Annotated in this window: 20 protein-coding genes; 12 read left to right on the forward strand and 8 right to left on the reverse strand. The window is 46.2% G+C overall.

All coding sequences use genetic code 11. From position 1 onward, the window contains the following. Positions 1-114: 114 nt before the first annotated feature. A complete protein-coding gene (locus B2X00_RS11865) occupies positions 115-438 on the forward strand; it encodes a hypothetical protein (protein ID WP_290487843.1) in 324 nt (107 codons plus the stop codon). Between the two features lie 219 nt (positions 439-657). On the opposite strand, the gene map is transcribed toward B2X00_RS11865, so the two are convergent. Then, positions 658-1,446, reverse strand: a complete 789-nt coding sequence (map, locus tag B2X00_RS11870) for a type I methionyl aminopeptidase (protein WP_290487869.1) — start codon at positions 1,444-1,446, stop codon at positions 658-660. A 1-nt stretch (position 1,447) separates the two neighbouring features. Then, a complete protein-coding gene (locus B2X00_RS11875) occupies positions 1,448-1,654 on the reverse strand; it encodes a ParD-like family protein (protein WP_287831763.1) in 207 nt (68 codons plus the stop codon). Positions 1,655-1,864: 210 nt separating this feature from the next. Between B2X00_RS11875 and B2X00_RS11880 the strand changes: the two genes are divergently transcribed. From B2X00_RS11880 to B2X00_RS11900, 5 genes are all read left to right on the forward strand, one after another. Then, positions 1,865-2,230 (forward strand): cupin domain-containing protein, encoded by a 366-nt coding sequence (locus B2X00_RS11880; RefSeq protein WP_006955661.1) that lies wholly within the window; start codon positions 1,865-1,867, stop codon positions 2,228-2,230. Between the two features lie 50 nt (positions 2,231-2,280). Continuing rightward, positions 2,281-3,420, forward strand: a complete 1,140-nt coding sequence (locus B2X00_RS11885) for a hypothetical protein (RefSeq protein WP_290487844.1) — start codon at positions 2,281-2,283, stop codon at positions 3,418-3,420. 75 nt (positions 3,421-3,495) lie between these two features. After that, positions 3,496-4,362, forward strand: a complete 867-nt coding sequence (locus B2X00_RS11890; RefSeq protein ID WP_290487845.1) for an AraC family transcriptional regulator — start codon at positions 3,496-3,498, stop codon at positions 4,360-4,362. A gap of 11 nt (positions 4,363-4,373) precedes the next feature. Next, on the forward strand, positions 4,374-4,913 hold the full coding sequence (locus B2X00_RS11895; protein WP_290487846.1) for a DUF924 family protein: 540 nt from the start codon (positions 4,374-4,376) through the stop codon (positions 4,911-4,913). 102 nt (positions 4,914-5,015) lie between these two features. After that, positions 5,016-6,035, forward strand: a complete 1,020-nt coding sequence (locus B2X00_RS11900; protein ID WP_290487847.1) for a zinc-dependent alcohol dehydrogenase family protein — start codon at positions 5,016-5,018, stop codon at positions 6,033-6,035. Positions 6,036-6,104: 69 nt separating this feature from the next. Here the strand turns inward: B2X00_RS11900 and B2X00_RS11905 are convergent, their stop codons facing one another. Further along, positions 6,105-8,234 (reverse strand): TonB-dependent siderophore receptor, encoded by a 2,130-nt coding sequence (locus B2X00_RS11905; protein ID WP_290487848.1) that lies wholly within the window; start codon positions 8,232-8,234, stop codon positions 6,105-6,107. Positions 8,235-8,348: 114 nt separating this feature from the next. Beyond that, complete coding sequence (locus B2X00_RS11910) at positions 8,349-8,957, reverse strand: DUF938 domain-containing protein (RefSeq protein ID WP_290487849.1); 609 nt, start codon at positions 8,955-8,957, stop codon at positions 8,349-8,351. Positions 8,958-9,119: 162 nt separating this feature from the next. Here B2X00_RS11910 and B2X00_RS11915 point away from each other — a divergent pair, with 162 nt between their 5' ends. Then, a complete protein-coding gene (locus B2X00_RS11915; RefSeq protein ID WP_290487851.1) occupies positions 9,120-11,276 on the forward strand; it encodes a TonB-dependent siderophore receptor in 2,157 nt (718 codons plus the stop codon). On the opposite strand, the gene B2X00_RS11920 is transcribed toward B2X00_RS11915, so the two are convergent. Continuing rightward, on the reverse strand, positions 11,277-12,548 hold the full coding sequence (locus B2X00_RS11920; protein ID WP_290487853.1) for a DEAD/DEAH box helicase: 1,272 nt from the start codon (positions 12,546-12,548) through the stop codon (positions 11,277-11,279). A gap of 191 nt (positions 12,549-12,739) precedes the next feature. Here B2X00_RS11920 and B2X00_RS11925 point away from each other — a divergent pair, with 191 nt between their 5' ends. The 4 genes from B2X00_RS11925 to B2X00_RS11940 all read left to right on the forward strand — a co-directional run bounded on the left by B2X00_RS11925 (position 12,740) and on the right by B2X00_RS11940 (position 16,794). Then, entirely contained in the window at positions 12,740-14,632 is a 1,893-nt protein-coding gene (locus B2X00_RS11925; RefSeq protein WP_290487855.1) for a diguanylate cyclase domain-containing protein, read from the forward strand. Positions 14,633-14,692: 60 nt separating this feature from the next. After that, complete coding sequence (gene arfB / locus B2X00_RS11930; RefSeq protein WP_290487857.1) at positions 14,693-15,103, forward strand: alternative ribosome rescue aminoacyl-tRNA hydrolase ArfB; 411 nt, start codon at positions 14,693-14,695, stop codon at positions 15,101-15,103. Positions 15,104-15,183: 80 nt separating this feature from the next. Further along, a complete protein-coding gene (locus B2X00_RS11935) occupies positions 15,184-16,035 on the forward strand; it encodes an MBL fold metallo-hydrolase (RefSeq protein WP_290487859.1) in 852 nt (283 codons plus the stop codon). A 60-nt stretch (positions 16,036-16,095) separates the two neighbouring features. After that, positions 16,096-16,794: a GOLPH3/VPS74 family protein gene (locus tag B2X00_RS11940; protein ID WP_290487863.1), complete on the forward strand. Its 699-nt coding sequence runs from the start codon at positions 16,096-16,098 to the stop codon at positions 16,792-16,794. Here the strand turns inward: B2X00_RS11940 and B2X00_RS11945 are convergent. Continuing rightward, positions 16,791-18,110 carry a methyl-accepting chemotaxis protein gene (locus B2X00_RS11945; RefSeq protein ID WP_290487864.1) on the reverse strand — a complete coding sequence of 440 codons (1,320 nt, stop codon included), beginning with the start codon at positions 18,108-18,110 and terminating at the stop codon, positions 16,791-16,793. The genes B2X00_RS11940 and B2X00_RS11945 overlap by 4 nt on opposite strands. Positions 18,111-18,465: 355 nt before the next feature. Here B2X00_RS11945 and cspE point away from each other — a divergent pair, with 355 nt between their 5' ends. Continuing rightward, on the forward strand, positions 18,466-18,678 hold the full coding sequence (gene cspE, locus B2X00_RS11950) for a transcription antiterminator/RNA stability regulator CspE (protein WP_290487866.1): 213 nt from the start codon (positions 18,466-18,468) through the stop codon (positions 18,676-18,678). 601 nt (positions 18,679-19,279) lie between these two features. Here the strand turns inward: cspE and B2X00_RS11955 are convergent. Both B2X00_RS11955 and B2X00_RS11960 read right to left on the reverse strand, forming a co-directional pair. Then, the gene (locus tag B2X00_RS11955) at positions 19,280-20,695 is read right to left on the reverse strand and encodes a M20/M25/M40 family metallo-hydrolase (RefSeq protein ID WP_290487868.1); all 1,416 of its coding nucleotides are present in this window, start codon (positions 20,693-20,695) and stop codon (positions 19,280-19,282) included. A 33-nt stretch (positions 20,696-20,728) separates the two neighbouring features. Further along, the coding region (locus tag B2X00_RS11960; protein WP_414653761.1) for an endonuclease III domain-containing protein at positions 20,729-21,023 on the reverse strand (295 nt) is incomplete at its 5' end.

Here is a 21,023-nt window from a genome sequence, read left to right on the forward strand (position 1 = left end):
CAATGGGTAGCTCGCGCCTTTGGCGCGAGAATGGATTTATCGATTTTTAACTGGTCAAAGTATGTATAAACAGATAGTTTGGAAACCAGGTCATTAATATAAAGAGTTATTATAATGGAGTATGAGCTCAAAAAAATCGACGTTAAACAAAGCGCAAAAGTACTTGCTGCTGTCGCATTGATAATCAATTTATTTATATCAGTATTTGGCTTTATTGCTCTCGTGTTCGGCATTCAGACGACCGTCTCTTTTGATTATATCATTTCAATTTCCGTGCAAGGTTTAGTTTGGAAAATCGGCCTACTGCTGTTATCCCCGATACTGATGTTTATTCTCGCCTACCTATCTTTTGCAGTCGTATTTTTGCTGTACAACTACGTTGTTAAATATACGGGTGGTTTAAAGCTACATTTGGTAAAAGCACATAATGATGCGTAATTAGCCACACACATTAATGCGTTTTGGAAAAATCACTGAGGGCGAGTTATGGAACCTGTTAATTGGGCTGATTTTGAAAAAAGTCGATATTCGTGTCGGTACGATTATCGATGTTGGAGTGTTTAGTGACCGGCCTGCATCGAGCTGATGGCTCTGTCGTTCTGTCGACCGTGGATAGGGATGTACCCAATGGGACTCGGCTGGCATAACGTAACTCGACTAATTTTCGTTACGTTGATTAGCGTGCGGTAGCTTCTCATTTTGGCGTAAGGTAAGCACCTCAAAGCCTGACGATGTCACTAGCACGGTATGTTCCCACTGTGCGGATAATTTTTTGTCCCGAGTGACGACTGTCCAGCCATCTTTCTTGAGCTTAGTTTTATGAGACCCTTGATTAATCATTGGCTCTATCGTGAAGATCATACCCGCTCTAAGCTCGAGCCCATCGCCGGGTTTACCAAAATGGAGAATTTGTGGCTCTTCATGCATCTCTTTACCAATACCGTGGCCACAGTACTCCCGAACTACACTGAAGCCCTGTTTTTGCGCGTATTGTTGAATAGCGAATCCGATATCACCTGTTGTCGCGCCTGGTTTTACAGTCTCTATGCCTCGCCACATAGCATCGTATGTTGCATCGACTAATCGTTTCGCTATCGTAGATACGTCTCCGATGGTGAACATTTTACTGCTATCAGCGATATAACCATTCTTTTCGAGTGTAATATCGATATTGACGATATCACCGTTTTTTAGTCTCTTAGCGTTTGATGGGACACCGTGACACACGACTTCATTGATGGAGCTGTTAAGAACAAATTGGTAGCCATACTGTCCTTTACTGGCCGGTCGAGCCTTTAAGCTGTCCACAATAAAATGTTCAACAAAGTTGTTGATATCGAGAGTAGACAGACCTGCCTCTATATAGTTATCTAATTCATGAAAAACGCTCGCCAATAACTGACCCGATTCGCGCATCAATCTAATTTCGTCGGCTGTTTTTATCATGCTAGTCACTGGCTAATACCTCTGAGGTTAAATTGTTCGCTCGCATTTGGCGGTCGATAATTTCGTCAAAACTCAAGGTAGGGTTTTGCTCTGCTAATCGTCCTATTTTCATCCAAAATTCAGCCTGCGCGTTTATCGAGCGCTCCATAACAGAACTTGTTTTGCGAACTTCCTGGTGAAGCTCATCAGATATTTTTACGATGCCCATTACATTTTCCTGAGTATATACAAAGTGTAGCATTATGTAGTGTTTTGTATTTTTTGTCGACATGAGTCGCGATAAACGCTTTGGCATTAATGTAAATAGAACATATCAAACTCAATTGTTGGGCTATGTGATGCTGAAATAACGGCTAGCTACTTTTATTGGTCTCTGAAATACTACTCGTTGAGAATTAAGCAAAATAATAGGGTTCCCATGCCACACAACGCTATCAACTTTAAAGAAAAACTAGGTCTGTTTAACGAACAGTGGTCGCCTAAGGTCATTGCAGAGATGAACGACTATCAATTTAAAGTGGTCAAGCTGCAGGGCGACTTTGTTTGGCATGATCATAAAGATACTGATGAGACTTTTATTGTGCTTGCGGGTAAGCTGCGTATTGACTTTAGAGATGGTCATGTTGAGTTATCCGAGGGTGAAATGTACGTCGTACCCAAAGGCGTCGAGCACAAACCCTATGCTGAGCATGAAGCTCACGTGTTATTAATTGAACCTCGTGGCGTGGTAAATACTGGCGACGAAGAGGATAGTAAAACGGCGGCGAATGATGTTTGGGTTTAGTTGATACGTGATACGTTTATAGTGATTAGAACAAAAAACTAGGCTTTACCATGAATAAATTAGCGCTACTTCTGGCTCTCATACCTTTTTTATTAACGGCATCAATAAACGCCAACGAGGTGTCGCTCGACCAATTTCCTGAGCAGTTAAGAAAGGGTGAGGTGAACGGCATCTTGTCGCAGTTTTCTGAGCAACCTCAAATGTTGGCGCAGGTCTACTCGATTATGGGACGTCCTGATAAAGCCTATGACTTGATACAGCGTTTTTCTAACGCGCCATTTTGTAATGACGTTGGCGGTTATGAAAAAATCTTCGGCGAAGCGAGGGTAAAGTCGATGCTCGCTGACGAATCGATTTTTATGATCAACGAGAACCACTTTAATCCAGCATCACGAACGCTTACGATGACATGGTTACCGTGGCTCAAAGCACAAGGTTTCACTCATATTGGTTTTGAGGCGTTAGAGCCTAACGAGACGAGTAAAGATGGCTTTTATTCTCAAGAACCGATGATGTCTAACTTGATTAAAACTGCCGAGGAATTGGGTTTTGAGGTGTTTGGTTATGAGGCAGAGAAGTTAGCGCCTGAAGATGCAGGCTTTATAGAGCGCTTTGAGTTTAGGGATAAGCAACAAGCCGAGCATGTTGTCGCTGAAATTAAGAAAGCGCCCAAGGATGCTAAGTTTGTGCTGTTTGCTGGCTGGGGGCATGTCGGGGAAGCGCCGCTGCGAGGACCTGACTCAACAACTTATCGTGTGCTGGGCGATTTTTTGAATAACACCTATGGTTATGAAACCTTTAGCATTGATACCACCGCTTGTGCTTTTGAACCGGTTGATGAAAGCCCAACCACAACCTACGCGTATTCAAATGATGGTAACGTACTGAATGTTGGTAGTGTGCAACCGGTCGATAGCCAAATCCGCGTGCCCATGGCACCCGCTGATAACCCGAGTTACTTTCGACGATTGCTAGGCGAGGCATTTCTCCCAGATACGGATAGCTGGCCGCCGAGTACGGCCGTCATTTTACAAGCCTATTATGCGGGTACTGATGTGGTGGCTGATCGAGTCTTATCGGAAGCCAATAAGAAAAGACCACTGTACCTTGATGAGGGTGAATACCGTGTCACGCTGCACGGTTTAGATGGCAACCTGCTATGGCAACAGCGTGTTAATCGAACGTTGTGAATTGAGCAATTTTAATCAAGCCTGACAACCTCAGTTGGGTTTTAATGATGACCTGCTGAGGGGGGAATGTGCGGTATGACAAACTATCAAGGTCGGTTTTTGGAAGTGATCAACTACATAGAAACACACCTTGATACCGATCTTGACGTTAATGCGTTATGTCAGCACGCCTATTTGTCTAAATACCATTTTCATCGCCAGTGCTCGGCATTCTTTGGGATGTCTGTGATTAAGATCGTGCGGCTACTGCGACTTAAACGGGCGGCTTATCAGCTCGCTTATAGAGAAAATGGCAGTATTTTGGATATCGCACTGGCGAACGGCTACGAGAGTCACGAGGCATTTTCGCGGGCGTTTAAAAAGTATTTTGACAAAAGCCCGTCCGATTTTCGGGACACACCGAACTGGGCTCCTTGGCACGCTCAATACGACCCCATATTAATGCTAAGGAACAACATAATGAGTAACACCGATAACTTTAATGTCGAGGTGGTTGAGGTTGATGAAATTGCAATTGCTGTGATGCCACATCGTGGCGCCCCAAATCGGTTGGGACAAACGATTCAAAAGTTTATTGAGTGGCGCAAGCTGAATCGACTTCCACCGAGTAAGAGTCGAACGTTCAACTTGGTGTATGATGACCCCAATACGACGGCGCCGGAAGACTACCGATTTGATCTGTGTTGCTCCATAGAGCAGTCTGCTGAACCCAATGACTATGGTGTTATCGATAGTGTTATTCCTGCAGGCAAATGTGCGCGAGTGAGACATACGGGTAGCGATGACGCGATCGGTATTGTGGTGAACTTTTTGTACACGCAATGGCTAGCGGATTCAGGTTATGAAATCAGAGATTTTCCGATTTACTTTGAACGGATAAGTTTTTTCCCTGACGTCCCAGAGAGTGAAATGATCACCGACGTGTATTTGCCCATTAAATGAGGAGCTTAACCATGAGCCCACAGACCGTCATCGACTTTTGGTTTTCGGAACTGACGCCTAAAGACTGGTTCACTAAAAGTGATACGTTGGACAATACTATCAAGCAACGCTTTGGCGATACGCTAAAAGCCGCAGCACAGGGAGAATGCTGGCGCTGGCGCGAGAGCGCAGAAGGGCGCCTCGCCGAGATTATTATGTTGGATCAGTTTTCACGTAATATTTTTCGTGATTCGGCGCGGGCATTTAGTCAAGATGCAATGGCGCTGGTTTTAGCCCAAGAGGCGGTCGCTCAAGGAGCTGATGATCTGTTAACTAATGATCAAAAAGCGTTTTTGTATATGCCTTATATGCACAGCGAATCTCCTCTAATTCACGAACAAGCCGTGGCGTTGTTTGACCAGCCAGGATTAGAAAACAACTACAAATTTGAGTTAAAACATAAAGAAATCATTGATAGGTTTGGCCGGTATCCGCATCGCAATGAGATACTCGGGCGTTCCTCAACCACTGAGGAGTTGGCATTTCTTCAGCAGCCGGGTTCGAGCTTCTAAATCTGAGCAACGTATTTGTCACTCCCTTGAGCGATTTTCGTGATCCAATACAGTTGATGAAAACTACAATGGAGAACGGCTCCCAGTTAAAGGATTAAAGAGATGACAGACAAGATTAAGGCGCTAAAACTCAAAGACCCTTTTGGTTTAGATAATATCGAGGTTACTGAACTGGACGACCCGGGTCAGCCCGCGGCGGGAGAAATCCGCGTGCGGGTTAAAGCCAGCTCGTTGAATTTTCATGACTATGGTGTTGCCGCTGGGTTTATTCCAACCGAAGATGGGCGCATTCCGATGTCAGACGGTGCGGGTGTTGTCGAGGCCGTGGGCGAGGGTGTTGAAGAGTTTGCTGTGGGCGACCCTGTGGTTTCAACGTTCTTTCCCTACTGGCAAAGTGGTCCAGCGCCCGTGGGCGACTTTAAGCAAACGCCCGGTGATGGCATCGATGGGTATGCCCGTGAAGTGGTCGTGCGTCCTGCGCACTTCTTTACTCACCAACCCAAAGGTTATAGCCATGCCGAATCGGCAACACTGACAACAGCGGGTCTCACGGCTTGGCGCGCGTTGGTCGTCGACGGCGGCATCAAACCCGGCAACTCGGTGTTGGTACTAGGTAGTGGCGGTGTTTCGGTATTTGCGTGCCAGCTCGCGAAGAGCCTGGGCGCGACGGTGTTCGCGACGTCATCGTCGAACGAGAAACTCGAGAAATATAAAGCTTTGGGTGCCGATCATCTTATTAACTACAAAGAAGACCCAGAGTGGGGTAAAACGGTTCGTAAGCTGACGGATGGACGCGGTGTTGACCACGTTATTGAGGTGGGCGGCCCCGGTACGTTACCGCAGTCGATCAATGCTGTCGCGATTGCTGGTCATATCGCGTTAATTGGTGTGTTAACTGGTAGCGCGGGTGAGGTGCCAACGGCTAAGCTGATGGCTAAACAAGCGCGTTTGCAGGGACTTATCGTGGGCAGTTGCAGTGACCAGAGAGACTTTGTGCGCGCGCTCGAAGCCAATGGCGTGAAACCTGTTATCGATAAGACCTTTGGTCTCGAAGAACTGGCTGACGCATTCCGTTACGAAGAGTCGGGCAAGCACTTTGGCAAGATTTGTTTAGCGTTTTAATTGTTTACTCACTCGTTGAAAGCCGTGCAGTGTGAATTCGCACTGCACGGTTTTAACTAAAACGATAACTTACCAAGCGTACTTCACCGACAGCTCAAAATTACGTTCCGCACCGAAGAAGCCTTGATTATAAAAATCGATGCTTGAGTAATATTTTTCGTCAAACAGGTTATTGACGTTGAGGCTTAAGTCCCACTGAGGTGTCAGTTGGTAGCTTGCCATTGCATTAACCACGGTATAGCTGTCCTGAGTAAATGTCTCCCCATTAGGACCAATGCCGGGGTTTGAGATATCACTTTGCCAATTCGCGTTAACACCCACTTTTAACGCATCAGACGCTTGGAATAGTACGCTCGTTTTGACCATGTTTTCGGGCAAGAACGGGGCATAATCCGAGCCGTCACGATCAGTTGACTCATTGTGCGTATAGCTAACAAAGATGTTTAGCGCGTCGTTGGGTTTACCGTTTAGTTCAAGCTCATAACCTTCGCTTTCTGCACCAGCAACACCTATTGACGGATAAATGTTGGTGCCCGGTAATGGTTCTGCGGCATCCGGGTCAGTAATGGCTAAGTTATCCTCTTTAACTTTGTAAACGGCAAAACTAGCGGTGAGTGCTTCATTAAAGAAGTCGCCCTTTATACCGATTTCGCTGTTGGAGCCCTCGACGGGACCGACCAACTCAAAGTTTGCATCAATCGCGCTTTGAGGTTTGAAGATCTCTGTGTAACTCGCGTAAGTCGAGATAATATCCGATATATCGTAAACAATGCCGAAGTACGGGGTGTTCACACCCGAGTGCTTGAAGTCGCTCGGTGAGAAGGGGGACTCCACGGTTGTTTCGTAAGTCGTTAAGCGATTACCAATGATGGTGGTGAGTTCGTCAGTCAGGCTGAGTTGTGCAGCCGCGTAGACACCTTGCTGCTTATATGACTCGAAGGTGCTGTAATTCGGTGTTTGGTTAAAATCGACGGGTTCAACACCGTTGCCCCAGTCAAAGATGCTCGGAACCACAATAGGATCATTCGTGCCGTACGATACCGAATCGACGGTTTGCTTTGAATGCAGGGCGCCTGCGGTCAGTTGGTGCTCACGTCCAAACAGCTCAAATGGCCCCGATGCTAAGAATCGCACGGATGTTTGTTCACGGTCGGCGACATAGTGGTTAGGCGAGGTGCCAAGGCCTGTGCCGGGTTCTTTGTCAGGAAAACCCGAGAAGTAGAGCAGGTAGCCATCCATTTTGCCTTCTCGACGCTCAACATCAAACTGAACATCCCAGCCGTTATCAAAGGCGTGTTCGACTTGTACGAACGCGTTTGTGCTTTCACGATCCCAACGGTTCCAAGGAGATGCAGTGGTGGTGCTTACTGGCAGATCGTCTGCTTGGGTGCCATCCGAATAAAATAAAGGTAGCGCGCCCCACATGCTGCCTTTTGGGTTGCGTTCACTGTAATCTGCACCCGCGGTTAAGCGTGTCTGAGTGGTTAGATCAGCGGTTACTACCGCATAAATTTGTGCGTTTTCTTTTTCTGATAGGTCAACGTAGCTGTCGCCTTCCTCGTAAGCCATTGCGACACGTGCTTTGACATTACCCGTCTCTGATAGGGTCTGCGAGTGATCGGCTTCAAAGCGGTAATTGCTCCATGAACCAATACCTAAGCTCGCGTAGCCGCCATCTTCGGCTTTTGGACGCTTACGAATCAGGTTAATGGCAGCGGAGGGTTCGCCCGCACCGGTCAGTAAGCCGGTTGCTCCACGCACGATTTCAACACGTTCGAAAATAACCGAGTCCGCGAGCGCTTCGCTAAAGAAACTGTTATAGGCGATAGGCACACCATCAAACTGGAAGTTAGTCACATCACGGCCCCGCGAGCGGAAGAAAAAGCGGTCAGTCTCGGCCTGTTGTGCTTGTATGCCCGGTGCAAACTGCATGACATCGGCTACGGTGTCTAACGCAAAACCGTCGATAAAGGTGCGATCGATAATTGAGATTGACTGAGGCGTTTGTCGCAATGTAAGTGGTAAACCGGTTGCAGTGGTTGCGCGATCAAGCGGGCTGCCCGTAATTTCAATATGTTCAGAAACGTCTTCTGATGGATCTGAGTTTTTCGTTTCAGTGTCTTGTTGCGCGAACGCGGTAGAGGAGAGTGTGATGCTCGCAACGGCTAATGCGATGCTGCTTTTAGTAAACATGTTCATTAGATATTTTGCCCTACTCGTTAAATAAGCAGTAAATAAGAATGATTATGTTTTTCATTTTAGTTGATAATCATTCTTATTTTCAATAGGCAAAGTGAAATATTTAATGGTTAATCAGCTTAGGTTACCTCTGTGAAATTCCAAAAGTTGATTATTAGCAGGCATGGTGTGGCTTTGCGCATGGGTAAAGCCCGCCTGCCTAGCTAGATCTTGAATCCATTCTTTGTCACGAATGCCCATCTCGGGGTCGCGCGTCCTTAGTTTTTCATCAAATGCGCGATTGCTCTGTGAAGTAAACTCGCCACCTTCGTTGAATGGGCCGTAAATACAGACGGTTTGAATACTGCTTAACTCAGCACTAAGCAACGCAAATAAACGCTCTACGCCGGCCGCGGGCATAATGTGGCAGGTGTTCGCAGTAAACAGGGCGTCAAACTCACCGGTGGGCAGATCCTCAAATACATTAAAGACTTGTGGGGGCAAAACATTAGAGGGGGCTTGTTTATCGAGCCGTTGATTCAGTCCTGCCAGATAATGCGCTTGATCCGTCGGCTGCCAAGTGCAGTGGGGCAGGTGGTCGGCAAAGTACACCGCGTGTTGACCCGTGCCGCTGCCGACTTCAAGAACGCGCTGGCTGTTGGCTAAAGCACTGATCAATATCTCGAGAATAGGCTGTTTGTTGTTTTCACATGCTTGTGAGTAAGGCAAGCCATCGATTGTCATATAGCAGGCGTGATTCAACGTGAGTTTGGTCTAACGATAGCATTTTTAGGCGGAATCTGGCTATTTAAAGCGTTACAGCATAAAACGTAAATTAAACTTTAAACGCGAATCGTTTTCATTTATGATATGCGCACTTAAACGAGGCTGATTTTGAGGAACCCCATGAAAATGCAAAAATCTTTGTTAGCTGTGTGCGTGATGAGTGCATTAACAAGCACCTATGCCGTAGCGGAAGAACCGCAACAGACTGAACAGGTGATTGAGCGTCTAAAGATCACTGGTGAAAAGCAGGAGGGCTATAAGTCTTCTTCAGCGGAAGGTGCGACGAAGCTCGGTTTGACGATAAAAGAAACACCGCAGTCGATTACGGTTATTAACCAGCAGCAAATCAAAGATTTTGGTCTGGATGACATCAACTCCGTATTGAACAGTGCTTCAGCGGTTAACGTTGAGAATGTCGAAACCGATCGTATTTACTATACGTCGCGTGGTTTTGAACTGAATAACTTTCAGATTGATGGCGTTGGCTTGCCGCTCGTGAACAGTAACACCCATGGACGAATTGATACGGCTTTATACGAGCGCGTTGAAGTGATCCATGGCGCGAACGGGATTATGACCGGTGTCGGTAGCCCCGCAGCCACCGTCAACATGGTGCGCAAACGCCCAACTTCGGAAACACAAATTAGTGTCGAGGGTAGCCTGGGCTCTTGGAGTAACAAACGTTTAGAAATCGACGCGTCTGGCAAGTTGTCGGATCGTGTGCGTGGTCGTGTGGTTGCAGCGGCGGATAATGGCGAGTCGTATCTTGACCGTTACGAAAACGACACCAAGGTCTTTTACGGTGTTTTTGATTTTGCTCTAACCGACGACACCATGTTGACCGTGGGTCATAGCGAGCATAAGAGCCATACCGATGGCAACATGTGGGGCGCATTGACGCTTTATTACGGTGATGGCACGCCGACAAATTATGATGAATCTACCAACGTTGCGGCGGATTGGTCGCAGTGGGAAGTAAGCGAAAGCCGCAGCTTTATTGATGTTGAAACAGCATTATCCGACAACTGGAACTTGCGTGCAGTGTATAACCGCGTTCGTACCGATGAAGATAGCCTTTTATTTTACACCTATCTCGGCGATGCTGAGCTCGGGTTGGATCCTGAAACGGGGCTTGGTCTCGTCGGGTATGGCAGTGAGTACGACTTAGACGACAAGCAAGATACCTTTGATGTTTACGCCAATGGTACTTTTGAGGCTTGGGGCCAATTGCACGAGGTCGTTGTTGGCGCTAACTACTCGCGCTTAGATTATGTTGATGTTTCTCTGTACGACTTCCACACCGGTAATGGCTTCCCTGCTATGCCTTCACTTGCCGACTGGGATGGTAATACACCGTTCCCTGAGTTTACTGATGGACGGGATGGAAGTGTTATCGATAACACGCAAAAAGCCGTTTACGCGCAAGCACGATTAGCATTGACCAACGACTTTAAAATATTGCTCGGCGGTCGCTACAATGATTTTCAGACCGACGGTGTTGGCTACGGCGTTGATCAGTCCCGTGATGACGCGCAGTTTATCCCGTATGTCGGAGTGACGTATGCGGTAAATGACGCGATTACCACTTACGCCTCTTATACCGAAACGTTTCTTGCTCAGTCTGAGGTGAACCGTAACTTCGAACGTTTGGAACCCCTGACAGGTAAGAACTCAGAAATTGGTATTAAAGCCGACCTGTTTGGTGATAAAGCACTCCTGAGTGCCGCTTATTTCCACGTTAAACAAGAGAACCTCGCGGTGGGTGATGGTGACGCTGAAAACCCGTCAACGGGCGTACTTGAACCCGTCTATCGTGCGGCTGAGGGTATTACTAGCGAAGGTGTGGAGCTTGAGCTCGCGGGCGAACTTTTCACGGGTCTGCAAGGTCAAGTGTCGGCAACCGTGTTTGATGTTGATGGTGATCAATTGGTTGAGGATTACACGGCTGAAAAGATGTTCAGAACATCGCTGACCTATCAGTTCCAAAGTTTGCCAGACGTACGTGTTGGCGCGACCTATCAGTGGAAAGATGCGACCTCTCGTGTGCAAGGCACTGTCGGTCCTGCCTATGACAATGCAGGTGAGACTATCGTGACGCACCAGCCGTCTTATGGCTTACTTGGGTTGATGGCAAGCTGGCAGGTGACGGATAAACTTGCTGTGCGTGTCAACGGTTATAACGTGACCGATGAGAAGTATTTAAATAGCTTGTACTGGGCGCAGGGTTTCTACGGCGCACCGGCTAACTACTCGGCATCGGTCAGTTATCAATTCTAACTAGCGTTGACTTGACTTGTTCGAGCCCTGGCGTCGGTGCTTAGCACGGCCAGGGCTTTTTTGTTTGTCACTCGGTGCACCACGAGATTTACGCGGCGGACGTTGTTCGCGCTTCGGTGGAGGTGTTTTGCCGGTCAGCTCGACTTCATCAAACCCCTCAAGCGTGCGACGTTCAATGGGCTGACCGATCAGTTTTTCGATGGCTTTGAGTGTTCTAAATTCTTCGTCCATCACCAAGGAAATGGCGTGACCGACTTGTCCCGCGCGGCCTGTTCGACCGATACGATGAACGTAATCCTCTGCCACTTGAGGCAAGTCGTAGTTAATGACATAGGGTAGCTTTTCGATATCTAATCCACGTGCAGCGATGTCGGTTGCCACTAATATTTGCACCGCACCTGATTTAAAATCGCTTAATGCCTTGGTACGCGCGCCTTGGCTCTTGTTGCCGTGTATCGCGGCAGCTAAAAAGCCGTCTTTATCGAGTTGTTTAACCAGCCGGTTGGCGCCATGTTTAGTGCGCGAGAATACAATCACTTGTGGCAAGTTGAGATTGCGTAAGATCTGCATCAGCATACGCGGTTTATGCGCCTTTTCGGCAGCATATAGTGTTTGTTCAATCCGTTCAGCGGTGGCATTCGGCGCTGCGACCGAAATTTCTACGGGATTGTTCACTAAGCTTTTGGCGAGTTTGCGAATCTCATCCGAAAACGTTGCAGAGAACATCAAGTTTTGGCGCTTCGCGGGTAGCAACTTGATGATTTTCTTGATGTCATGGATGAAGCCCATATCAAGCATACGGTCGGCTTCATCTAATACCAACGTTTCGAGCTGTGGAAAGCGAATCGCATTTTGCTGATAAAGGTCGAGCAAACGTCCAGGTGTTGCGACGAGAATATCCACACCTTTGCGTAGCTTCATCATTTGCGGATTGATTTTTACACCACCAAAGACAACAGCGTAACTTAACGGTAAGTCTTTACCGTAGTTGGCTACACTTTCGCCGACCTGAGCAGCGAGTTCACGTGTTGGCGTAAGGATCAAAACGCGCGCGGTATTGGCTTTTGCACGCTCATTGCCTTTGAGCATTTCTAAAATCGGTAAGGTAAAGCCTGCAGTTTTGCCGGTGCCCGTTTGAGCCGCTGCCATCACATCATTACCGGCCATGACGGCTGGGATTGCTTGTGCTTGTATAGGAGTAGGTTCGGTGTAACCTTGGCGTGTAAGGGCGTTAAGAATTTCAGGGCAAAGTCCGAGATCAGAAAAAGTCATGTATAAATTGGCAACCTAAACGGGGGATAAGAAGTCGATATTCTACATCACTGAGACCAACAACGCATTGTATTTGATGCTTTAATAATGAATGGGTGAACAAAAACAAACAGACGGATACAGTAGTAAAGGCTCTTAAAAAATATTATAAAGTTTAGACATGCACGCCCAATTATAATTAAAAATAGCGAATGACTTTGGAAAGACGAACAAAACACCGACGTATCAAAAAACGCGAGAAGCTTACCAATGCCTTGCTGTTTAAAATCAGTATCTGGGCAATTTCCATTGTCGTTATTGCGTCGGTAATTACTTTTCAAGTCGCTTATGATGATGCGCGACAACGTGTCATTGGGCTCTTGGAACAAGATTTGGCCCCTGCGCTTGAGCGTAACGAAGCGTTTTTTGATCACGTAGAAGAAAACGGCGACATTCTTGCACAGCAGTTTCTATCGAATTACAAACTGATGCGTAATGAGTCACGCCCTATTGAGCAGTTTGATGATTGGTATGAGGCGACCTCGCCCGGCGTTTTAAGGCTTAAACCGAGCTTTGATCGGGGCGTCATCGCAGGCGGTAAGTATTTTCAACACTTGAGCGCTTTTTTAGGTAAGCGTGACGTTGCGCTGGATGACGAACTCAAGACACGCGTAATTGCGGCGCAATATACCCTCAATGAACTTGGTCCCGCTTGGCAAAATGAGGTGTCGAATTCACACTTTTCGATGCCCGAAAATATTTTATTAATGTATTCAACCGAATCACCGTGGGGGCTGCTCGCAGATAAGGATTTGGTGATGACGAATTATTCGGTCGTACGGTCGACATTACAGGTCAATAATCCCGAGCGAAAACCCAATTGGACCGGGCTTTACTACGATATTTCAGCCGACGTTTTAACCATTACTTATCAAAAGCCTGTCGATCTGGCGGGTAAACATCTCGCGAATGCGAGTTTTGATGTGGTACTCAGTAGTTTAGTGAGCGATTTAACTAAAAAGAAACGCCCCAACGCAGAGCATGTCGTGTTAAACAATAATGGTGACTTGATTGCCGCATCTAACGTCACACAGGACGCTATTATTGCGCGTTCGACACTCACCTCAGAAACCTACAATGAACCTTTGTATCAGCGCTTGAGTCAGTTGGTGGTTGATAGAGGCTTTTCAGATACACCCACTATTTTGAGTGGCGAAGTGGAAGGTCAGTTGCTATTCGTTAATAAGTTGCCGGGCCCAGGTTGGTGGCACATTACCACATATCCACTTGCTGAGGTGCGTAACCAGGCGATCGTGTTGCCGTTACAGCTTGTTGGTGCAGGCGTGGGGCTGGTGATTTTAATTCTACTGATGAGCTACTGGCTCATTCAACGCGAAGTCAGCCGACCCTTACAAGAAGTCGCTAAAGTGGCTTCGTTGATGGGCCAGCGCAATTATCGCGAGGCGCAAACCCATAAAACAACCAAGATTAAGGCGCGCGGCGAAGTTAAACAAGCGCTGAAGGCGTTCCAAACCATGGCATCACGCTTTATTACAGCGCAAGATGAACTAGAACGAGAGGTGGAGTCGCGTACAGCCGAGTTAGCTGAGGCGAATCGAAAGCTTGATGCCTTAGCCCATATGGATGGTTTAACCGGGTTGTTTAATCGTCGAGCATTTGATCGCGACTTAAATGCGGCTATCTCGTCGGGTAAGCCGTATCACTTAATGATCGCAGATATTGATGAATTTAAGGCTTACAATGATAACTATGGGCATGAGGCGGGCGATAGCGCAATCAAACAGATAGCAGAGTGCCTACGCAGTAATACACCACTTAAAGTGTATCGCTACGGCGGCGAAGAGCTCGCGATGATAGTCCCTTCTGCCTATGACCTTGAAAGCAAACTTAACGAGTTGCGTGACAAGGTGATTGAGTTGAATATTCCGCATCATTATACCAACACGGATCGTTCATGTTTAAGTTTAAGCATGGGAGCTGCACCTATCCAGCGTGATGACGATAATCGTAGTGCGATTCGACGTGCTGATAAACAACTCTACGCGGCTAAAAGAGCGGGTAAAAATTGTGTCGTTACCGCGTAACTTGTGCCTTGGATAAAAGACGCTTAACCTTATACTTCTAACCAAATACGAAAGAAGTTAATGATTAAGATATCTCAACGGGTTGAAATCCCTGAGCACGAAATCGAGTGGCAATTTATTCGCTCAAGTGGGGCGGGTGGACAAAACGTCAATAAAGTCGCTACCGCGGCACAGCTGATCTTTGATATTCAGTCATCTTCATTGCCCGACTTTTATAAGCAGCGTTTACTAAAGTTGTCCGATCATCGGATTACGCAAAGCGGCAAAGTGATTATCAAATCTCAGGAGACGCGCAGCCAAGCGCGCAACAGAGAGCTGGCGCTTGAGCAATTGACCGGCCTAATCCGCAGTGTGTCTTATGTGCAGAAAAAGCGCATCGCAACTAAACCGAGTCGATCAGCAAAAGAAAAGCGTTTAAAAAGTAAAAAACAACAGGGGCAAAAAAAGGCGCTACGCAAGAAAGAGTTTTAGGCAAAATAAGACGACAAAGTGATCCGCATGAGTGCGAAGGCGCTTACTTAGTTATGAGTTTGTAAAGCGCTGGAGCTAACATGAAACGTCTAATCCCCTTATTTCTTATGCTTTTTAGCGGGGCGATTATGGCCCAGCAATCCTATTCGATTGAGCCAATCAAAGATAACGTGTACCGATTCTCAGTCGGTCACTACCATTCAGTATTTATGGTCACGGACGATGCTATTGTTGTTACTGATCCGATTAATCCTGAGGCCGCTCGGTATTTAAAAGACACTTTAGCGCAACGTTATGAGCAACCGATAAAATACCTAATTTATAGCCATAACCATATTGACCATACGCGCGGAGGCGATGTTCTTGCCAATGAACAGGTCGAAGTTATCTCGCATCAGTACGCATATGAAGATTTATCTTGGACCAAAGCTCCCACGGCGCTACCAACGTTAACCTTTAACGACACACTACGTGTCAATCTTGGTGACAGTCACGTGCAACTGCGTTACTACGGACCTAACAATGGTCGTGGCTCAATAAGTATGCGGTTCATGCCTGCTAATGTCTTATTTGTGGCCGACTGGATTGTGCTTGGGCGGATGCCCTATAAGTCTTTACCGGGCTATGATATCCACGGCATGATCCGGTCAACTGAAGCGGTACTCAACGAACCCACCTTTGACGTATTAGTGGGAGCGCATGCGGAAACAGGTGATCGCGATGATGTCGTTAATTACCTAAATTACCTTAAAGCGCTTTATAACGGTGTGCGTGATGGCATGCTAGCGGGCCAGTCGTTAGAAGCTATTCAGGCCAGTTTAACGCTGAACGAGTACTCGCACTTAGCTATGTTTGATGAATGGCGAGTCCAAAATATTGAGGGCGTTTACAACACACTTATCGAACAGTCATATTTTAATCTCCGCGAGTGATATTTGATTATTTTTAATTAGTGTGGCTATTATCAATATTAAAAATCATTAAGGTCACATATGCCAAACACAATTCGTCTGTACCAAGCCGTTATGTTACTCGCGTTAAGTGAAGAGCGCGGCACCATGAACGGTGCTTATGTCGAATATGCAACCGCAGCCGCACTTTTGTCAGAGCTCTTGATGCGCGAGCGTATTGCGATTGAAACGGATAATAAAAATAAAGTGTTGGTTATGGATGATTCCACTACCGATGATGCGTTATTAGATGAAGCGCTGGACCAAATTAAAGTAGCTAAGCGACAACGCAAGCTACAGGATTGGGTACAAAAGCTAGGCCAACTTAAAGATTTAAAACACAAAGTTGCCCAGAGTTTGGCGGATGCTCATATCGTTGCAGCAGAAAAGGAAAAGGTTTTATGGCTGTTTGAGCGACGCGTTTATCCCGAGCTTAACCCAGAACCCGAACAGCAAATACGTGAAGCAATGCGCAGTGCTGTGATGAGTGATGATGACGTTGAACCGCGTGTGGCGATTTTAGTCGCTTTAGCCAACAGCGCTAAGCTGTTGCCGCAAGTGTTCACCAAGCAAGAACTGAAACAGCGTAAAAAGCGCATTGAGCAGCTAGAAAAGGGTGAAATGGTGTCGGCCGCGGCAAAACAAGCGGTGGCCGCTATTGAGGCTGCGGTCATGGTGGCTGCTATTATGCCAGCCATCACCGCCGCGAGCACCGCTTCGTGTTCATCAACCTCGTGCTAAGTAACTTTGCTCTTAAATTGACTGACGGCATCGAGTATGTGTTTGGCACCTGATTGAATATCTTCCATCACTTTACTCGCTTGAGTCGATAGGCTCAGCGAGTTTTCGACTTCATCCAGACTTTGTTGTATTTGCTGGACGGCCGTTTCAGTTAGGTTTTTATTTTTACCCACCACATCAATAATTTTTTCGCTGGTCGTGCTGGTGCGTGATGCCAATGAACGTACTTCGTCGGCTACTACAGCGAAACCGCGTCCTTGCTCTCCGGCGCGTGCTGCTTCAATGGCTGCGTTGAGTGCCAAGAGGTTGGTTTGGGCGGCAATGCCTTGGATACTGTCGACTAACTCAGTGACTTTCGTTGATTGAGTGTTAAGTTCAGCGATGTGGTGGCTGGTTTGCTCAATTTTTTGTGCTAACACGCGCATAGCGTCAATGGTTTCTCGAATAACAGCCATACCTTGTTGCGCATGCTTATCTGTTTGAGTCGAGACGTCATGAGCAATATCGGATGTTTCGACGATGGCTTGTTCGCGCTTAACTTGATCGGTGATCACCGACGCGAACTTAACCACTTTGTAGAGTTCACCTGCCTCGTTATGCACGGGGTTGTAGGTTGCCTCTAACCAAACGGGATTACCAAAGCTATCAATACGCTGGAAACGTCCAGAGAAAAACTCACCAGCCGCTAGCTTTTGCCAGAATCGACTGTAATCCTTAGATTGAACTTCTTCTTCACTGCAAAAGACACGGTGGTGCTGATCAACGATATCGTCTAGCCGATAATTCAAAGCATCAAGAAAGTTTTCATTTGCGGCGATGACATGACCATCAAGCGTAAACTCGATGACAGCCGATGAGCGGTTGAGGGCTTTGAGTAAATCCTCTGTTTCTCGCGACTTTGTAATGGTATGCGTGAGCTCACAACCGTAGGCCGCAAATGCTATTTGCGAGTCGTTTCCTAGTTTTTCGGGTTCTAGAATCACGCGTATCCAGATCTCGTGGCCTTGATCATGAATAAATTGAATAGCACCGTGCCAATGTGACTGCGTTTTAATGGCACGCGTCATTTGCTGAATGTGGGGCTTATTTTTAGCCGTTGGTGCAATAAAAGCTGATAACGGTTGATTCAATAATTTAGAACTATCGAGTCCTAAACATGCTTTGAATGACTCATCAGTCTCTACAATGCGACCTTGAGCATCGAGCGCAAAATAGACCATGGCATCCTTCATTGTTTGCCGCATCGCTTTATATGCACTGATTTCATTGGCTTGTTGTTGATTCAAGTGCTCTAGCTTGTTGTTGAATCCTAGCATGGTGTTCCCCCTAAAGAACGAAGTGCTTAGAGAGAAAGTAACACATAATTCGAAAGGTTGAATGAAGTTTCAATATTAATTTGTAGTAGGGATTTTAGATTTTATTAGCGTTTTAGACTCCTTGTTTTAAGTATGCGTGGGTATCTACAATAAATTGAAAATAATCGTTGACTAATATTTAAACTCGCGTATTGTAGGCGGCGTTGGATAAGAAAGTTAGTTAAACCTCCTCTACGTCGCATTACTTGTAGTCAATCTTCGTCCTGTAGTTTTAAATTTCCGTTTTTACCCGCACCATCCGCTCATGGCATTGGTCGTGACGGCTTAATATATTATTTTTATCAGGATTACGATTATGTCTAATACAGTAAACGGCACAGTTAAATGGTTCAACGAAGAAAAAGGTTTTGGTTTCCTAACACCTGAAGCTGGCGGCAAAGATGTATTCGTACACTTCCGTTCAATTGCTTCTGACGGTTTCAAAACTCTTGCTGAAGGCCAAGAAGTTAGCTTTGAAGTTGAACAAGGCCAAAAAGGTCCACAAGCTGCTAACGTAGTTGTTCGATAAGACCATAAAGCTTATCTAATAAAGATGGGCTCTTTTTATCGCTAAGCGATGTTAAAGGGCCTAATTTTCGTTTTAAAATTTCTTAACACAACCTGCGAGGAATTCAAAACAAACAATATCAAAAAAGAAGTACTTAATATGCAATTTCAAAATTCTATTTCTACCACCATTGACGCAATACCTCCTGCGTTAATTTCAAATATCTCCACAAATAAAACCACCGTTGCCTTTAAACAAGCAAATACTTATCGACACGTAGTCTTGTCATCGCGTGAAGAAGTTAGGCGATTTGTTGACGAGTTAGTTCAAGCATCTTAAACGTCCGTCAGCCTTGTATTTGAGTGGAAAAATTATCAATTATCACGCGCTTATATAAGAGCAATAATCTTCGCTCCTAGTCGCATTGTCAGATTATTCTTAATGCTGTTGGCAGTGGCGGTAAAAATACGTTTTTAAAGCCCATTGGAAAAAGCTTAGTGCGTTCAAGCAACAAACATAAATAAGAAAAAGTCGTGGGTTAAAACGCTTAGGTCAGCACACCGATTAGCATGCTGACCGAAAAATAGCGTCTCTTGTTAAAACAACGTATAGCGACGAACCACTATTTGGTTTTTAACTTTACGTCTGAATCTGCAAGTAAATAGATACTAGCTGCATAAGCCGCAATATTCTGTGCAAGTTCATCCGGGTTAATTTTGTCGAGGGTATCATCTGGCGTGTGGTGCAAATCGAAGTAATCTCTACCGTTTTGATTTAGTCTAATAGTGGGTACGCCTTTAGCTGCCAGTGGAATGATATCAGGGCCGCCACCAGCGACGTCTGAACCACCGCGAATTATGCCCAGTGGTGATAAGATTTTGGCGATTTCATCGACCAACACCGTAGCTTCAGGGTTAACATTAGACACAAGTTGCCAAATAGTTTGCGCGCCAAAATCAGATTCAGTCGCCAAAACGTGATTGCTTAGATTTTTCTCATGCTGCTTTGCATAAGCAAAAGCACCTAATAAACCGACTTCCTCTGCGCCAAACATAACCACGCGAATAGTGCGTTTTGGGCGCTCAGGTAAAGAAGCGATTAACGCTGCCGCCGCGGTAGTTATGGCTATGCCTGCACCGTCATCAACCGCACCTGTACCCAAGTCCCAGCTGTCTAAGTGGCCGCCTATAAGTACGATCTCTTCAGGCTTTTCACTGCCCACTAGATCTAAAATTACGTTGCCGCTGCTTACTTCGCCTTTCCACTTTGATTCAGAATGTAGTGACAGAGACAATGGTTTACCTAAGTTGTGTAGGCGGCGCAGGTGATCAGCATCTGGGTTTGAAATTGCTACCACTGGAATATCGGCCCAGCTATCACCGTCTGAACTCATCATGCCTGAATGAGGAAAACGGTGTGAATCTGAACCTACCGAACGTACCACTAACGCCTCAGCACCACCGCGCTGGGCATGCTGCCAGCCGATGCGTCGACGCTGATTTGCTTGTCCGTAGCCCGCGCCAGTTTGACTTTTCACCATGGCATCGCCATCTATAAACGCGATCTTACCGTTAAGTGCGCCGTCTTTAACCGCAGTTAACGCATGAATGTCTCTAAAGTAAACAATATCAGCATTAATTTCACTTTCAGATGGCGCGGCACCACCTAATGCTGTGCCATGAAGGGGTTGTGCATAGGGAGCGGTAAGCGCAATGTGTAAATGACCTCTATCCCAAAAGGGCATAGTGAATTCTTCTATACTGACTTTATCAAAACCTAAACGTTTACCAACTTCTACACCCCACTCTCTAGCGCGTTTTTCCGCTTCAGAGCCACCTAAACGAGGACCAATCTCAGTAGTTAGCGACTCTACAATGCTATAGCCTAAGTCACTATTAAGTGCCTTTTGTATAAGTGTTTCAGCATTTTTCTTTTGCTGCGGCGTAATTGGCGAGGTTTCAGCAAATACGCCTAAACTGCATGCACTTACTAAGGCACCAACCGCTAAACGTTTAGCGATAGTATTTAATCGAGACATGTGTTCTCCGTGGTCTATTTTTATATTTCTAAATTATTTTCGCTTTTTCTTAAGCGCTATTTTTTGCTTTTTTTCTTGTTCTTTTAGCACTTCGTTTATAAAACGCTTTCTGCCGAATTCGCGCGTAATAATACATTTATTTAGATCGAAACCGCGAGCAGGGCAGTACTCTCTTCCATACAGGATTATTTGGAGATGGAGGTCGTTCCATCTTTCTTTTGGGAACAAGCGTTTCGCGTCTCGCTCGGTTTGCTCTACACTTTTTCCGTTTGACAGCCCCCAACGATACATTAGGCGATGGATATGGGTATCTACAGGAAATGCTGGG

Source organism: Idiomarina sp. UBA3162 (assembly GCF_002364475.1).
GTDB lineage: Bacteria > Pseudomonadota > Gammaproteobacteria > Enterobacterales > Alteromonadaceae > Idiomarina.

Bases quoted from the DNA above. Each gene is read 5' to 3' on its own strand.
- B2X00_RS11865 (WP_290487843.1), top strand. From the start codon at position 115: ATGGAGTATGAGCTCAAAAAAATCGACGTTAAACAAAGCGCAAAAGTA.
- map (WP_290487869.1), bottom strand. From the start codon at position 1,446: ATGATAAAAACAGCCGACGAAATTAGATTGATGCGCGAATCGGGTCAG.
- B2X00_RS11875 (WP_287831763.1), bottom strand. From the start codon at position 1,654: ATGGGCATCGTAAAAATATCTGATGAGCTTCACCAGGAAGTTCGCAAA.
- B2X00_RS11880 (WP_006955661.1), top strand. From the start codon at position 1,865: ATGCCACACAACGCTATCAACTTTAAAGAAAAACTAGGTCTGTTTAAC.
- B2X00_RS11885 (WP_290487844.1), top strand. From the start codon at position 2,281: ATGAATAAATTAGCGCTACTTCTGGCTCTCATACCTTTTTTATTAACG.
- B2X00_RS11890 (WP_290487845.1), top strand. From the start codon at position 3,496: ATGACAAACTATCAAGGTCGGTTTTTGGAAGTGATCAACTACATAGAA.
- B2X00_RS11895 (WP_290487846.1), top strand. From the start codon at position 4,374: ATGAGCCCACAGACCGTCATCGACTTTTGGTTTTCGGAACTGACGCCT.
- B2X00_RS11900 (WP_290487847.1), top strand. From the start codon at position 5,016: ATGACAGACAAGATTAAGGCGCTAAAACTCAAAGACCCTTTTGGTTTA.
- B2X00_RS11905 (WP_290487848.1), bottom strand. From the start codon at position 8,234: ATGAACATGTTTACTAAAAGCAGCATCGCATTAGCCGTTGCGAGCATC.
- B2X00_RS11910 (WP_290487849.1), bottom strand. From the start codon at position 8,957: ATGACAATCGATGGCTTGCCTTACTCACAAGCATGTGAAAACAACAAA.
- B2X00_RS11915 (WP_290487851.1), top strand. From the start codon at position 9,120: ATGAAAATGCAAAAATCTTTGTTAGCTGTGTGCGTGATGAGTGCATTA.
- B2X00_RS11920 (WP_290487853.1), bottom strand. From the start codon at position 12,548: ATGACTTTTTCTGATCTCGGACTTTGCCCTGAAATTCTTAACGCCCTT.
- B2X00_RS11925 (WP_290487855.1), top strand. From the start codon at position 12,740: ATGACTTTGGAAAGACGAACAAAACACCGACGTATCAAAAAACGCGAG.
- arfB (WP_290487857.1), top strand. From the start codon at position 14,693: ATGATTAAGATATCTCAACGGGTTGAAATCCCTGAGCACGAAATCGAG.
- B2X00_RS11935 (WP_290487859.1), top strand. From the start codon at position 15,184: ATGAAACGTCTAATCCCCTTATTTCTTATGCTTTTTAGCGGGGCGATT.
- B2X00_RS11940 (WP_290487863.1), top strand. From the start codon at position 16,096: ATGCCAAACACAATTCGTCTGTACCAAGCCGTTATGTTACTCGCGTTA.
- B2X00_RS11945 (WP_290487864.1), bottom strand. From the start codon at position 18,110: ATGCTAGGATTCAACAACAAGCTAGAGCACTTGAATCAACAACAAGCC.
- cspE (WP_290487866.1), top strand. From the start codon at position 18,466: ATGTCTAATACAGTAAACGGCACAGTTAAATGGTTCAACGAAGAAAAA.
- B2X00_RS11955 (WP_290487868.1), bottom strand. From the start codon at position 20,695: ATGTCTCGATTAAATACTATCGCTAAACGTTTAGCGGTTGGTGCCTTA.